At 41.4% G+C, this 15,573-nt stretch carries 12 protein-coding genes, 1 tRNA gene, 3 rRNA genes and 1 other RNA gene; 3 read left to right on the forward strand and 14 right to left on the reverse strand.

Annotated features, from left to right (window positions below):
* Positions 1-85: 85 nt before the first annotated feature.
* The 14 genes from ACHZEU_RS13320 to ffs all read right to left on the reverse strand — a co-directional run bounded on the left by ACHZEU_RS13320 (position 86) and on the right by ffs (position 12,980).
* Positions 86-526 (reverse strand): YaaR family protein, encoded by a 441-nt coding sequence (locus ACHZEU_RS13320; protein ID WP_004229228.1) that lies wholly within the window; start codon positions 524-526, stop codon positions 86-88.
* Positions 527-635: 109 nt separating this feature from the next.
* Positions 636-965, reverse strand: coding sequence for a cyclic-di-AMP receptor (locus tag ACHZEU_RS13325; RefSeq protein WP_004229230.1), 330 nt, complete (start codon positions 963-965; stop codon positions 636-638).
* A gap of 277 nt (positions 966-1,242) precedes the next feature.
* Entirely contained in the window at positions 1,243-1,872 is a 630-nt protein-coding gene (tmk, locus tag ACHZEU_RS13330) for a dTMP kinase (protein WP_048395427.1), read from the reverse strand.
* A 17-nt stretch (positions 1,873-1,889) separates the two neighbouring features.
* Positions 1,890-3,323 (reverse strand): aminotransferase class I/II-fold pyridoxal phosphate-dependent enzyme, encoded by a 1,434-nt coding sequence (locus ACHZEU_RS13335; protein ID WP_048395426.1) that lies wholly within the window; start codon positions 3,321-3,323, stop codon positions 1,890-1,892.
* Between the two features lie 269 nt (positions 3,324-3,592).
* The gene (locus tag ACHZEU_RS13340; RefSeq protein WP_054548601.1) at positions 3,593-4,030 is read right to left on the reverse strand and encodes an SRPBCC family protein; all 438 of its coding nucleotides are present in this window, start codon (positions 4,028-4,030) and stop codon (positions 3,593-3,595) included.
* Positions 4,031-4,135: 105 nt separating this feature from the next.
* Positions 4,136-4,251: ribosomal RNA gene (gene rrf / locus ACHZEU_RS13345) — 5S ribosomal RNA — on the reverse strand.
* Positions 4,252-4,321: 70 nt separating this feature from the next.
* A 23S ribosomal RNA gene (locus ACHZEU_RS13350) occupies positions 4,322-7,249 on the reverse strand.
* A 182-nt stretch (positions 7,250-7,431) separates the two neighbouring features.
* Positions 7,432-8,983 (reverse strand): 16S ribosomal RNA (locus ACHZEU_RS13355).
* Together the 16S, 23S and 5S rRNA genes form the textbook arrangement of a ribosomal RNA operon.
* A 283-nt stretch (positions 8,984-9,266) precedes the next feature.
* Positions 9,267-9,539: a pro-sigmaK processing inhibitor BofA family protein gene (locus ACHZEU_RS13360; RefSeq protein WP_048391019.1), complete on the reverse strand. Its 273-nt coding sequence runs from the start codon at positions 9,537-9,539 to the stop codon at positions 9,267-9,269.
* Between the two features lie 75 nt (positions 9,540-9,614).
* Entirely contained in the window at positions 9,615-9,830 is a 216-nt protein-coding gene (locus ACHZEU_RS13365; protein ID WP_004233954.1) for a YaaL family protein, read from the reverse strand.
* Between the two features lie 13 nt (positions 9,831-9,843).
* Entirely contained in the window at positions 9,844-10,440 is a 597-nt protein-coding gene (gene recR / locus ACHZEU_RS13370; protein WP_048391017.1) for a recombination mediator RecR, read from the reverse strand.
* Between the two features lie 11 nt (positions 10,441-10,451).
* The gene (locus ACHZEU_RS13375) at positions 10,452-10,766 is read right to left on the reverse strand and encodes a YbaB/EbfC family nucleoid-associated protein (RefSeq protein WP_004233957.1); all 315 of its coding nucleotides are present in this window, start codon (positions 10,764-10,766) and stop codon (positions 10,452-10,454) included.
* A 20-nt stretch (positions 10,767-10,786) separates the two neighbouring features.
* Positions 10,787-12,571 (reverse strand): DNA polymerase III subunit gamma/tau, encoded by a 1,785-nt coding sequence (dnaX, locus tag ACHZEU_RS13380; RefSeq protein WP_257962314.1) that lies wholly within the window; start codon positions 12,569-12,571, stop codon positions 10,787-10,789.
* A 141-nt stretch (positions 12,572-12,712) separates the two neighbouring features.
* Positions 12,713-12,980, reverse strand: an RNA gene (ffs, locus tag ACHZEU_RS13385) — signal recognition particle sRNA large type.
* Between the two features lie 168 nt (positions 12,981-13,148).
* On the opposite strand from ffs, the gene ACHZEU_RS13390 reads away from it, so the two are divergent.
* From ACHZEU_RS13390 to ACHZEU_RS13400, 3 genes are all read left to right on the forward strand, one after another.
* Positions 13,149-13,241: transfer RNA gene (locus ACHZEU_RS13390), tRNA-Ser, on the forward strand.
* 126 nt (positions 13,242-13,367) lie between these two features.
* Positions 13,368-14,627: an ATP-binding protein gene (locus tag ACHZEU_RS13395; RefSeq protein ID WP_328012820.1), complete on the forward strand. Its 1,260-nt coding sequence runs from the start codon at positions 13,368-13,370 to the stop codon at positions 14,625-14,627.
* Positions 14,628-15,506 carry a response regulator gene (locus ACHZEU_RS13400; protein WP_048391012.1) on the forward strand — a complete coding sequence of 293 codons (879 nt, stop codon included), beginning with the start codon at positions 14,628-14,630 and terminating at the stop codon, positions 15,504-15,506.
* Positions 15,507-15,573 lie beyond the last annotated feature (67 nt).

Genomic DNA, 15,573 nt, shown 5'->3' on the forward strand with positions numbered 1-15,573 from the left:
AAGATTACAGTTGTTTACTTTATGGCGAGTAGCCACATCAACATTTGAAAAAAGCCCGCGCCTAAATGAGAACGAGACACGGGTTTTACATATATAAATTAATTAGTAAGCCTTTAATTTCACCGATTTTATCAAGAAGATCTATTGCTTCTTTTTCTTCGTCTAAGAGATCCTGTGCAAGCTCGACAAGACGTGTATCAATGGTTTCAATGATTTTCAGACGTCTTCCTTCACCAAAACGATTCCAGGTATGTGATTGTTTTAACTCCATACCATGTTCTACTGTCTCTTGTAGAAATCGTTTAACAAGCATTTTAAACCTAGCAAGTTCTCGTAAATTACGTGATCTAGCTACTCGGTCCCCTGCAGTAGATATATCTCCTAACAAACGCGTGAGTTGTTCTGTTTGCAGCTTATTACCTTGCTTGACGACCATATCTCCAAATCGGTTATTTTGATTATTATTTTGTAGTGGCTCTTTGCGATTTGTATTTAACCCGACACGTATATCTTGATTAATCTTCAAGCTGGTTTCGCCCCCACAATTTTCATCTATTTCTCCTATGCATAATCGATTTTAAATAAAATGTTTAATAGTAACAAATAATCAATGATTTAGCTTCGGAGGCTACTTTTTAAAAATGATGGAATTGTTCAATCGGTAAAACAAATACGGTAGCTCCTCCCACCTCTACCTCCACAGGGTAAGGTATATAGGAATCAGCATTTCCTCCTAACGGAGAAACGGGTGCAACCATTTGCTCTCTTGCCCGACAATTATCCCGAATAATATCTAAAAGTTTGGGTATGAGAGAGTCTTCAGTTCCTATAAGAAATGTCGTATTTCCTGAACGTAAAAATCCTCCTGTGCTCGCTAATTTAGTTGCGCGAAACTGATTTTTCGTTAAAGCATTTGATAAGCGGCTGCTATCCTGATCTTGCACTACAGCTACGACTAACTTCATTCGCACTCACCCCTTTTATAAAATTCGCCTAGATAGATTTCAATTCTATACTTAATCTTAGTTCATCTGTTGAACTAGAGGAACATCATCATGTTGATACAAAAACTCTATAAGAAAGTTTTAAAAGAGACATCTACAAGGTTCCCTAAACACATAATGTATCTTACACGAAGGTGTGTCTGACCTAATAGGTACTTCGACAAATGTTGCCCTCCTAGTGAAGATAAATTAATGGATAGTATCATTATATCACATTGTTGTAGACAACTTCATGCATTTACTGCATTGCTTCCAATAATAATAACCATACATCTTCCACAACATTTTCAATATCTTGATCTGCATTAACTACACGTATTCGCTCTGGGTACTGCTCTACTAATTGTAAATATCCTTCACGTACCTTCTGATGAAACGGCAAGCTTTCAACATCTAAGCGGTTTACTTCCCGATTGCCAGTTGCATGAATACGCGCTAAGCCAACCTCTGGAGCAAGATCAAATAGTATGGTCACGTCAGGTAATTTCTTCCCAATAGCAAATTCATTAATAGAAAGCACCTCATTGACACCTATACCTCTTGCATATCCTTGATAAGCTAAAGAGGAATCGATAAAACGGTCACATATCACTAACTTCCCTGCATCTAAGGCAGGACGTACTTTCTCAAAATAATGCTGGCTTCTTGCTGCAGCATATAACAATGCTTCTGTTCGTTCATCCATAGCAGTATGTGCAGGATTCAAAATAATCGTTCTTATTTTTTCTGCAATCTCAATTCCACCTGGTTCTCTTGTTGCTAGAACTTCAATATTATTTTTTGTTAATCGCTCTGCTATCATTTGAATGACCGTTGTTTTTCCTGCTCCCTCTGGTCCTTCAAATGTAATAAATAAATTGCTATTCATGCTGTTATTGCCTCCAACTATTTAATAACCTGAATCATTTTTTCTGCTAAACGATGATTCCCCTGGAATGTTGCACCTGCTGCTAGTAGCTCTTCCAATTGACTTAACTTAGCTACTGTTATTCTTTCTCCTGGTACTAATAATGGTATACCAGGTGGATAAGGAATGATCATATTCGCTGAAATTCGCCCCATTGTACGCATATATGGTAACCATTCTTTCTTTAATGATGCAACCTCATTAAAGGTATATATAGGCTCAGTAATCGGTACAAAATGATAGGCTGTTTGAGAAGCCGTTATGCTATCTGTTTTAGCTGTGTTTAATAGCGTTGTTATGGCCTCTTTTATACGAACCCTGATTTCAGCAAATGGGTAGGTATGTCCCTGCTTCAGCAAAGGTAACACAAATAAAACCTGATTGGCATCTGCAAGTTCCCCATATACATGCTTTGCCTCTAATGCCTCCTGTAATTGAAAGCCACTATAACCATTAACACGTAGCAATACTTTAAGTGGATCATCTACTTCAATTACTTCTAATGATCCAATTGCTCGTAATGCATCTACCCATTGATTCTTTTTTTCTATTATATATGCCCCATCACTCTCCATATATGTCTGTACATAATAGCGAGCATCATCTAATGATGCTAATAATAAGTAAGATGGACTACTAGATTGTAACATGCGTAAGTAATGATGTATTTTGTCAGCCTCTATCAATTCCGACTTAACATGCATAAAAGAGGCCATCGTCATAGCAGGTAAAGTTTTATGAGCTGATTGAACAACAACGTCTGCACCAAGTGTCAATGCGGATGGCTGAAATAGCGTACATGCATTAAAATGAGCGCCATGTGCTTCATCCACCAATACAGGTATTCCCTTCTCATGACAATAAGCAATTTGTTGCTGTATTTCATTCGAAGTCATCCCATAATAAGTAGGATATGTTAACACTACTGCTTTCGCCTCTGAATAATTTTCTACGGCTTCTTTTAAATCTCTATAAGTTACATGTGTCGCCGACATTGTCCGTTCATCCCATAGCGGCGACACAAAAATTGGCTTAGCCCCAACAAGTTCAATAGCATGGAAAATTGATTTATGTGCATTACGCTGAACAATAATGGTATCATCTTTGTTACAAGTAGCATAAATCATTGCTAAATTTCCAACAGTAGACCCTCCTACCAAAAAGAAACTCTTCGTTGCTCCATATGTATCTGCCAATAAATTCTCGGCTTCTAATATCATTTCCTCAGGGTAATGTAGATCATCTAATCCTGATAACTCAGTTACATCATAACGCATTACATCCTTAAATGCTTGTGGAAGGTGGGACAGTTCACCATGCTTATGACCTGGGACATGAAAAGAAATATTTTGTTGCTGTCGAAAACGTTCTAACCCTTCTATAATTGGTTTTTTCTTATGCAAAACAAACACCCATTTTCGTTAGATTCTCCTTTAATTATACGAAATTATAAGGAGAGAAAAAAGCTATCCCTCCGCATAGTAATCCACTTTTTATTTAGTAACAAACCTTTTCATCAAAGTTAATCACAGCTTGATGTCATTATCATTGACGCCTCACTCAAAAAAAGAGTCATCTATACCTAAACCATCATTTTTGTAGCAATAAGAGTTGCTTATTAAAATAAAACCGATTATTGCTGTTATCTGTAATAATCGGCTCACCACTTATTTTCATATAACTAGTCTTGTAATGCTTGAATGGCCATTGCTTCCACTAATTGCTCAATCAGCCGAGGTACAAAATTATCTAATACTGGATTCATCATTCCTGCTAAAAATCCACTTGCTTTCATTGTTAAATTACCAGTCAGTTGTGGTGATTCATTTTGATTTTGTATGATTTCAAAAGAACCATTACCATTTATAGGATCAGATAAACCCTCTAATTCAAACTGTATTTGATGAGCATCTGATTTGTTTACTTTAAGTTTTACTTTAACAGCTTTCTGAATTATACCAAAGTCTCCTTGGAAGACCCAGATCATATCGTCTTCATTTAGTAATTCGTGATGTAAGTAACCTGGTATTAAAACAGCCCATTGTTCTTTATTATGAATAAAACCCTCTAATTTATTTTTCTGTACATTGATTACCTTACTATATTGTCCTGTTGCCATTCCATTGCACCCCTTTGAATATTTTGATCACTCTATTAAACTTTAACATTTTCTAGATTTCAAAACATACAAAAAAACCACTGATTTCTCAGTGGTTACTTTTCTGCCTAGCGACGTCCTACTCTCACAGGGGGAAGCCCCCAACTACCATCGGCGCTAAAGAGCTTAACTTCCGTGTTCGGTATGGGAACGGGTGTGACCTCTTTGCCATCATCACTAGACTTTGTATTTAATTGAAAGATTTATTCTTTCAAAACTGGATAAACGGCACATTGAATGTTTCAAACTTTTTTGGTTAAGTCCTCGATCGATTAGTATTCGTCAGCTCCATGTGTCACCACACTTCCACCTCGAACCTATCTACCTCATCGTCTTTGAGGGATCTTACTTACTTGCGTAATGGGAAATCTCATCTTGAGGGGGGCTTCATGCTTAGATGCTTTCAGCACTTATCCCGTCCACACATAGCTACCCAGCGATGCCTTTGGCAAGACAACTGGTACACCAGCGGTGTGTCCATCCCGGTCCTCTCGTACTAAGGACAGCTCCTCTCAAATTTCCTACGCCCACGACGGATAGGGACCGAACTGTCTCACGACGTTCTGAACCCAGCTCGCGTACCGCTTTAATGGGCGAACAGCCCAACCCTTGGGACCGACTACAGCCCCAGGATGCGATGAGCCGACATCGAGGTGCCAAACCTCCCCGTCGATGTGGACTCTTGGGGGAGATAAGCCTGTTATCCCCGGGGTAGCTTTTATCCGTTGAGCGATGGCCCTTCCATGCGGAACCACCGGATCACTAAGCCCGTCTTTCGACCCTGCTCGACTTGTAGGTCTCGCAGTCAAGCTCCCTTGTGCCTTTACACTCTACGAATGATTTCCAACCATTCTGAGGGAACCTTTGGGCGCCTCCGTTACCTTTTAGGAGGCGACCGCCCCAGTCAAACTGTCCGCCTGACACTGTCTCCTGCCCCGCTAAGGGGCATGGGTTAGAATTTCAATACAACCAGGGTAGTATCCCACCGACGCCTCCTTCGAAGCTGGCGCTCCGAGATCTCTGGCTCCTACCTATCCTGTACAAGTTGTACCAAAATTCAATATCAGGCTACAGTAAAGCTCCACGGGGTCTTTCCGTCCTGTCGCGGGTAACCTGCATCTTCACAGGTACTATAATTTCACCGAGTCTCTCGTTGAGACAGTGCCCAGATCGTTACGCCTTTCGTGCGGGTCGGAACTTACCCGACAAGGAATTTCGCTACCTTAGGACCGTTATAGTTACGGCCGCCGTTTACTGGGGCTTCAATTCGCAGCTTCGCTTGCGCTAACCACTCCTCTTAACCTTCCAGCACCGGGCAGGCGTCAGCCCCTATACGTCACCTTACGGTTTTGCAGAGACCTGTGTTTTTGCTAAACAGTCGCCTGGGCCTATTCACTGCGGCTCTCATGCGCTTGCACGCTCAAGAGCACCCCTTCTCCCGAAGTTACGGGGTCATTTTGCCGAGTTCCTTAACGAGAGTTCTCTCGCACACCTTAGGATTCTCTCCTCGACTACCTGTGTCGGTTTGCGGTACGGGCACCTCTCACCTCGATAGAGGCTTTTCTTGGCAGTGTGAAATCAGGAACTTCGTCCATACGGACTCGCCATCACAGCTCAACGTTACAGTGTGCGGATTTGCCTACACACACGCCTTACTGCTTGGACGCGCACAACCAACGGCGCGCTTACCCTATCCTACTGCGTCCCCCCATTTCTCAAACGGTGAGGAGGTGGTACAGGAATATCAACCTGTTGTCCATCGCCTACGCCTATCGGCCTCGGCTTAGGTCCCGACTAACCCTGAGCGGACGAGCCTTCCTCAGGAAACCTTAGTCATACGGTGGACGGGATTCTCACCCGTCTTTCGCTACTCATACCGGCATTCTCACTTCTAAGCGCTCCACCAGTCCTTCCGATCTGACTTCAACGCACTTAGAACGCTCTCCTACCACTGACATCGTAGATGTCAATCCACAGCTTCGGTGAATCGTTTAGCCCCGATACATTTTCGGCGCAGCGTCACTCGACCAGTGAGCTATTACGCACTCTTTAAATGATGGCTGCTTCTAAGCCAACATCCTGGTTGTCTGTGCAACGCCACATCCTTTTCCACTTAACGATTACTTTGGGACCTTAGCTGGTGGTCTGGGCTGTTTCCCTTTTGACTACGGATCTTATCACTCGCAGTCTGACTCCCGTGTATAAATATCTGGCATTCGGAGTTTGTCTGAATTCGGTAAACCGGGATGGCCCCCTAGTCCAAACAGTGCTCTACCTCCAGTATTCTCATCACGAGGCTAGCCCTAAAGCTATTTCGGAGAGAACCAGCTATCTCCAAGTTCGATTGGAATTTCTCCGCTACCCACACCTCATCCCCGCACTTTTCAACGTGCGTGGGTTCGGGCCTCCAGTAAGTGTTACCTCACCTTCACCCTGGACATGGGTAGATCACCTGGTTTCGGGTCTACGACCACGTACTATTTCGCCCTATTCAGACTCGCTTTCGCTGCGGCTCCGCCTTCTAAAGCTTAACCTTGCACGTAATCGTAACTCGCCGGTTCATTCTACAAAAGGCACGCTATCACCCATTAACGGGCTCTAACTACTTGTAGGCACACGGTTTCAGGATCTCTTTCACTCCCCTTCCGGGGTGCTTTTCACCTTTCCCTCACGGTACTGGTTCACTATCGGTCACTAGGTAGTATTTAGCCTTGGGAGATGGTCCTCCCGGATTCCGACGGAATTTCACGTGTTCCGCCGTACTCAGGATCCACTCAGGAGAGAACGAACTTTCGACTACAGGGCTTTTACCTGCTCTGGCGGACCTTTCCAAGTCRCTTCATCTAMCTCSCTCTCTTATAMCTCYGTMYRAACCSWCCTACAACCCCAAGAGGCAAGCCTCTTGGTTTGGGCTCTTCCCGTTTCGCTCGCCGCTACTCAGGGAATCGATTTTTCTTTCTCTTCCTCCAGGTACTTAGATGTTTCAGTTCCCTGGGTCTGCCTTCAAGACGCTATGTATTCACGTCAAGATACTACGCGATTAAACGTAGTGGGTTCCCCCATTCGGAAATCTCCGGATCAAAGCTCACTTACAGCTCCCCGAAGCATATCGGTGTTAGTGCCGTCCTTCTTCGGCTCCTAGTGCCAAGGCATTCGCCGTGCGCCCTTAATAACTTAACCAAGTTATTAAGCCTATAAAAAACTTAAAAAAATAAATGTGTTTGTTACAATTTCAATGTCGTTTTATCCAGTTTTCAAAGAACAAGTTTTGAAGTGTTTCATTCAAATAGAATGAACCTTCAAAACTGAACGCAAAACGTAATCTTACAAACCCAAGGTTTGTATTCCGAAATAATCCTTAGAAAGGAGGTGATCCAGCCGCACCTTCCGATACGGCTACCTTGTTACGACTTCACCCCAATCATCTATCCCACCTTCGGCGGCTGGCTCCAAAAGGTTACCTCACCGACTTCGGGTGTTACAAACTCTCGTGGTGTGACGGGCGGTGTGTACAAGGCCCGGGAACGTATTCACCGCGGCATGCTGATCCGCGATTACTAGCGATTCCGGCTTCATGTAGGCGAGTTGCAGCCTACAATCCGAACTGAGAACGACTTTATCGGATTAGCTCCCTCTCGCGAGTTGGCAACCGTTTGTATCGTCCATTGTAGCACGTGTGTAGCCCAGGTCATAAGGGGCATGATGATTTGACGTCATCCCCACCTTCCTCCGGTTTGTCACCGGCAGTCACCTTAGAGTGCCCAACTAAATGATGGCAACTAAGATCAAGGGTTGCGCTCGTTGCGGGACTTAACCCAACATCTCACGACACGAGCTGACGACAACCATGCACCACCTGTCACCGTTGCCCCCGAAGGGGAAACTATATCTCTACAGTGGTCAACGGGATGTCAAGACCTGGTAAGGTTCTTCGCGTTGCTTCGAATTAAACCACATGCTCCACCGCTTGTGCGGGCCCCCGTCAATTCCTTTGAGTTTCAGTCTTGCGACCGTACTCCCCAGGCGGAGTGCTTAATGCGTTAGCTGCAGCACTAAGGGGCGGAAACCCCCTAACACTTAGCACTCATCGTTTACGGCGTGGACTACCAGGGTATCTAATCCTGTTTGCTCCCCACGCTTTCGCGCCTCAGCGTCAGTTACAGACCAGAAAGTCGCCTTCGCCACTGGTGTTCCTCCAAATCTCTACGCATTTCACCGCTACACTTGGAATTCCACTTTCCTCTTCTGCACTCAAGTCCCCCAGTTTCCAATGACCCTCCACGGTTGAGCCGTGGGCTTTCACATCAGACTTAAAGGACCGCCTGCGCGCGCTTTACGCCCAATAATTCCGGACAACGCTTGCCACCTACGTATTACCGCGGCTGCTGGCACGTAGTTAGCCGTGGCTTTCTAATAAGGTACCGTCAAGGTACAGCCAGTTACTACTGTACTTGTTCTTCCCTTACAACAGAGTTTTACGATCCGAAAACCTTCTTCACTCACGCGGCGTTGCTCCATCAGGCTTTCGCCCATTGTGGAAGATTCCCTACTGCTGCCTCCCGTAGGAGTCTGGGCCGTGTCTCAGTCCCAGTGTGGCCGATCACCCTCTCAGGTCGGCTACGCATCGTCGCCTTGGTGAGCCGTTACCTCACCAACTAGCTAATGCGCCGCGGGCCCATCCTATAGCGACAGCCGAAACCGTCTTTCAGTCTTTCACCATGAAGCAAAAGAGATTATTCGGTATTAGCCCCGGTTTCCCGGAGTTATCCCAAACTATAGGGTAGGTTGCCCACGTGTTACTCACCCGTCCGCCGCTAACGTCAAAGGAGCAAGCTCCTTTTCTGTTCGCTCGACTTGCATGTATTAGGCACGCCGCCAGCGTTCGTCCTGAGCCAGGATCAAACTCTCCATAAAAGAAATTTGATTAGCTCAAATTGTTTTGCTGGCATCATGTTTGATGTCCAAAATTTTTGTTTTGTTAACTAACCGAAGCTAGCTAATTAAAACTTTATTGATTACGTTTTGCTTGTTCAGTTTTCAAGGTTCATATCGTTCACTACTGTTTCAGCAGCAACTCTTATATAATACCACGCGCCACAAACTGCGTCAACAATAATTTTAAAATTATTTTTCGTTTCAATCAGTTGTATTAGCGACTTTTATAAGTATACCATAATCTTTTTATATTGCAAGCCTTTTATAAAATAAATATTAAAGCTGTTATTCCTAAGACACCAGGAATACCTAAAACAGCGATTGTTAAGACCGAAAACAGATTGATTGGCACATTATATCCTATATAACCAATACCTAAATGGATTACGAATAATAGTAGAAAAGCAAATGCAAATCTAAACCAGAACACCGATAATCCTTCTAAGATTTTACCCAATTTAGCATGTCTTATTATTACATAAAGAAAAAGAAGCCCGACAGGAATACAAATACTCATAATTACTAACCCAGACATATAGTTGCCCCCTCAATTAAATAATTATGAAAGTTTATGTTTCCTGTTTTGCTTCTATGAATATTTTACAGAGAACTATTTTATTAATACCTTACGAATTCTAGCTTCCTTAAACAAATAGAAATGAATACTTTCTGCTGTTTTGCGTTGAGCAATTACACCTAGGTCATAATCATCCATTAATTCTTCTATTATCTTTGCCTGTTGTAAATCCTCTTTTGTTTCTTTAATCAGATTCACAAGCTTATCATCGAATTCTTTTTTTAATTTCCCTTTACTACGGAAGAACATACTAATCCCTCACTCATAACTCGCGTCGGCCTTCCATTGCCTTAGATAGCGTAACCTCATCTGCATATTCTAGATCTCCACCTACTGGCAATCCATGAGCAATACGGGTTGTACGAATGCCAGACGGTTTGACAAGGCGAGAAATGTACATAGCGGTTGCCTCACCCTCGATTGTTGAATTTGTAGCTAAAATAAGTTCTTGGACACTTTCATCTTGCAAGCGCACTAGCAAAGAAGCAACATTAATGTCTTCTGGACCAATACCATCCATTGGTGAAATTGCTCCTTGAAGTACATGGTACATACCGTTGTAGTCACGCATTTTTTCCATTGCAATCACATCTTTTGTATCTTGTACAACACAAATAATAGAATGATCTCGTTGCTTATCTGTACATATGTGACATGGATCTACATCTGTTATATTGCCACAAACAGAACAGTAGCTTAGGTTTCGTTTAGCATCAATCAGTGCTTTAGAGAAAGATAATACATCATCTTCCTTCATTGTTAACACAAAAAACGCCAGACGAGCCGCAGTTTTCGGCCCGATACCTGGCAATTTCATAAAACTATCGATCAATTTAGATATTGGTTCTGGGTAGTACATATGAATACCTCCTAGAATGGAAGGTTTAAGCCTTGCGTGAATTTACCCATAGTTGAGTTTGTTTTTTCTTCTACTTTTTTCAACGCTTCATTTGTTGCAATAACAATTAGGTCTTGTAGCATTTCGATGTCTTCTGGGTCTACTACAGATTCATCCAGATTTACTGAAACTACTTCACGCTGACCAGAAACTGTTACTTTCACCATACCGCCGCCTGCAACACCTTCGAATTGCTCAGCATTTAAAGCTTCTTGTGCCTCCATCATTTCCTTTTGCATTTTTTGCATTTTTTTCATCATACCTTGCATATTTCCCATTCCACGCATAAATGTTTCCTCCTAAAAATTTAATCTTCAATAATTTCAACAAAATCTTTACCAAAGAGCTTTTCAGCCTCTGTCACAAGTGGATCTTGTGAAGCAAGAGGTTGGGCATCATCGATAAATGGTTCTTCTGGCATTTCTGCCGGTGGTGGCTCTAATAATTCTTCTCCATGCTCTGATTCAGTCTGTGATTTCTTTTGCTGCAGACCATGATCACGAATAAACTCTTCACGCATTTTTAACCATGATTCTTCTGGTATGCATAGCATCTCGTACATTGTACCAGTTTGCCCTGCAATTAATTGTGTAAAGTGAGCCTTTAAAGACTGGTTATCGGCAACCATCTGACAATGAATATCATACTTGAATTTTAACACAAAAGCACTTGAAGATGCCGCAACAGGTTCGGCTTCTGCTAAAAGAGCAGATTGTGATTTTTGCATTTGACTTAAGGCCTGCGCCCAAATGGACTTAATGCGTTGCACATCTTGCTTTGTTGCATCTTTCAGCACTTCCTGAATACGACCTGTAGGTGCTTTATAACCATTCGGACTTTTAGCTCGGGGCCGTTGCTCTTTTTGTGCTGTCGGCGTTTGCACAGGAGTCCCCGTTTGCAGTTGTAAGGATAGTTGCTGAACCAGCTGTTCAAGAGCCACAATTTTTTGAGTGAGATCAGGGTTTTCTCCCATTTCATTTGTAGTCACCGTTTGATGAGCTATCCCTCCTGAAAACTGTACCATTTTAAGCAAAGCCGTCTCTAAATAAATTTTTGTATGGTGAGAGAAACGCATCTCTTGCTGTGTTTTTGCAAGTATATCAATATACCCATAAAGCATATTTGGTGCAAATTCGTGTGCTAAAGTGAATACACGTTCCTCAGGAGATACAAGCTCTAAAAGTTCAGCTAAATCATCACTTGTTTGAAGTAATAATAAATCGCGGAAAAATGTAATTAAATCCTCTGAGAGCCGCAAAGGGTCCTTACCGTCAGCTATAAGTTGCTCTAAAAGGGCAAGCATTTGCGCAACATCTTTTACTTTAAGTGCCTCCGCTAGATCATAAAAAACATCCTGACTAATAGAACCTGTAACTAATAACGTATCCTCAAGTTTTAATTTTTCGCCACTAAAAGACACAACTTGGTCCAATAAGCTTAAAGCATCACGCATTCCCCCTGCGGCTGATTGTGCAATCACCTTTAAACCTTGTTCTTCATACGGTAAGTCAATATCTTCCAAAACAACCTTCATACGTTCAATAATATCATTAGTAGAAAGTCGTTTAAAATCAAAACGCTGACAACGAGAAATGATCGTAGCAGGCAATTTATGAGGCTCTGTAGTTGCTAAAATAAACACAGCATGAGGAGGTGGTTCTTCCAACGTTTTTAAAAGAGCGTTAAAAGCGCTTGTAGAAAGCATATGCACTTCGTCTATGATGTACACCTTATATCTACTGCTTGCGGGAGCAAAACGAACCTTTTCTATGATATCCCTAATCTCTTCAACACGTGAATTTGAGGCTGCATCAAATTCAATTACATCTGGATGAGAACCATCTGTAATACTTATGCATGTAGCACATTCATTACAAGGCTCTTTCGATGGTGCATGTTCACAATTCAAGGCCTTCGCAAAGATTTTAGCAGTACTTGTTTTCCCTGTACCACGGGGCCCAGAAAACAAGTAAGCGTGTGTTGTTTTATTTGCTAGGAGAGCATTTTGTAGCGTTCTTTTGACATGTGTTTGACCAGACATTTCTCGAAAAGATTGCGGTCGATACACACGGTAAAATGCTTGATACGTCACTGATTTCCTCTCTCCTTCTCCATTTAATTGAATAGTTTTATTATAGCATTTGCAGCATTATATAGAAAATGAAGATGCTAAATTTAAAATAAAAAAGCATCCGCCTATAATAGACGGATGCTTTGAATTGGCAATTTAATGCCGTGCACCTTTCCTTGACAGCCGCACATAAGCGTTACTCTTGTCGTTAGCTCAGATTAGGCAACCCCGCGGCACATGAATAAGACCACTTAATGCTGCTTCCTTCCGGACCTGACATGGTTCATGGGTATCCATTGCGCAGGACCCAATCGTCAACACTACGTGCAAAAGGCAGACCAAACAATACGGACAGCCTCGAAAAAGGAATTCAGTCTCGCTAGAGCGGATTGCGAGTTACAGGACACCGCTACCTTCCCACCTAGCACGGCAATAACTAGTATACTGACTGTTTGTATAAAATGCAACTTAATGCACAAATTATTTATTTCTAAGTGACAATTTAAACATTATGTATTTTTTCAAAAATTATCTTGACGTTCGTTTCTAGTTATGATAAATTTATTTTTGTCGATAAGACAGTAAAGCAATATAACATGGAGGTATACCCAAGTCTGGCTGAAGGGATCGGTCTTGAAAACCGACAGGCGGGTAACACCGCGCGGGGGTTCGAATCCCTCTACCTCCTCCAGTTTTAAATTTCCGACTACGAATGTAGCCGTTTTTTTTTGCCCAAATTGTATGTATTACTTGTTAGATACCACTTCCGCCTCGGTTGTGGTATTTTTTATTATATCAATGATGGGAGGTTGTTGAATTGCAATCGAAATTACTTATGACGCGTGCTTCCCTTACTTGGATTTTCATTATTGCTGTTATGACCGCAGTAGGTAGTGAAATTAAAATTATGCCTTTTGCTAATACAACTTTCCGTTTTGGTTTAGGAACCATTGTCTTCTTTTTATGCACATTAATTAAACCTACACCAATTATTTTAGCCGGTGTAGCTACCAGTATTGTGACAACTATTTTTCGGGTTATTAATTCGACATTACATGATGTTCCGATTGCCGAGAGTATATTTAACCATTTACCAGCTGGTTTATTTTATGTATTGTTTGCAGTATGCCTGCAAATTTTAGATATTCAACAATACAGAGAAAAACCACTAAAACTTGGTTTACTCGTTGCTTTTAGTGAGGTTATCAGTAATTTAGCTGAACAAATTTTCCGCTTTTTTGTCCAAACATATACTTTTTTATTTCTCCATGATCTCTTGATCCTATTAGCGGTAGCATTATTACGAAGCTTTTTTGTAGTAGGGATTTACAGCTCTATTTTGATAGCTGAACAAAAAAAACGAGTACAAGAAATGCTGAATATTGGATCTGATCTCTATGTGGAGACACTATATTTAAAAAAATCAATGAATCATATTGAAACAATTACAGGTAGTGGTTATGAATTATATCGTCAGTTAAAGACGCTAGGTTTTCGAGCGGAAAGTTTACAAGCACTTCATATTGCCCAGGAAATCCATGAAGTGAAAAAGGATTCTCAACGGATATATGCTGGTATTTCAAAGATTGTCGGTGAAAAGAGCTTTGGCCCTTTTGTATTATCAGAATTATTGCATTATATTGAAGAAGGTAATAGGAAATATGCAGAATTACTCGGTAAGGAAATACAATTTAATACATGTATAGACTTCGATTTTCAAACGAAAGATCATATTGCACTCCTTGCTCTATTAAATAATTTATCAGCCAATGCTGTTGAGGCTATTGAAAAGCAAGGGATCATTTCTATTGCTATTGAGCGCCAAGAGGATAATACTGTAATAACCGTATGTGATAATGGACAAGGGATTTCACAAGCAGATATTTCTGTTATTTTTGAACCTGGATACACCACTAAATTCAATGTTGATGGTGTTGCAGCAACTGGCATTGGGCTTTCACATGTTGCTGAACTAGTAGAAAAATTAAAAGGCTCAATAACCGTTGAATCAAACAATCAATACACAACGTTTAAAATCATAATTCCTACGCAAACTATTCAAACGGGAGAGACTTAAATGAGGTATTTTATTGTAGATGATGATCGTGCAAGTCGTGTTATGTTAAAGCAAATTATTGAAGATAGCGGGTTAGGAACAGTTATTGGTGAGGCTCGCAATGGTGAGGATGCCATTCCACAAATTTTAATGACACAGCCAGAGTTTGTGCTTATTGATTTACTGATGCCTAAGCTTGATGGCATAGCAACTGTGGAACAACTTATGCAAAATCGTTTTGAGGGACAATTTATTATGATTTCACAGGTAGTGAATAAGGAAATGGTTGGCGAAGCATATGAGCAAGGAATTGATTTCTTCATTCATAAACCAATCAATCGTATTGAAGTCGAAAATGTTTTGAAAAAAACAACTGAACAATTTCGACTTAAAAATTCACTATTAGTGATACGTCAATCACTTACAAATATTGAGTTAAGTGAACAAAAGACTCATAAAGCTACATCACGAGACCATATTCAATCTATTTTGAATGATATGGGGATTGTCGGGGAAATTGGTAGTGAGGATATCATTGCCATTATAGAAACATTACTTGCTCACCAGCACAAGATTGCCCCCCTTCCTCCATTAAAAGAGCTTTATGAAGAAATTGCAGCTGTGACCAAGGCTACGCCAGATGAAATTTTAAAAGAGAGTAAAGCCATCGAGCAGCGTGTGCGTCGTACAATATTAGCTGCCATGATTAATCTCGCTAATTTAGGGGTTGTTGATTACACAAACTCAGAATTCGAGTACTATGCCCCTCGCTACTTTGATTTTAAAGAAATTCGTCAACTCATGACACAGATTGAAGATCACGATAATCGTAAAGCAAAGGTAAATATTAAGAAGTTTATTCAAGTGTTATATTCAGACATTTTAACAAAAGTAAATTAATTTTCTCGGATTTTGTCGGATTCCATAAGTCCTCCGTATTATTAAAGTAAGGCGTGTCCTAAAAATT

Origin of the sequence: Lysinibacillus sp. S1 (assembly GCF_044986265.1) — a bacterium.
GTDB lineage: Bacteria > Bacillota > Bacilli > Bacillales_A > Planococcaceae > Lysinibacillus > Lysinibacillus capsici.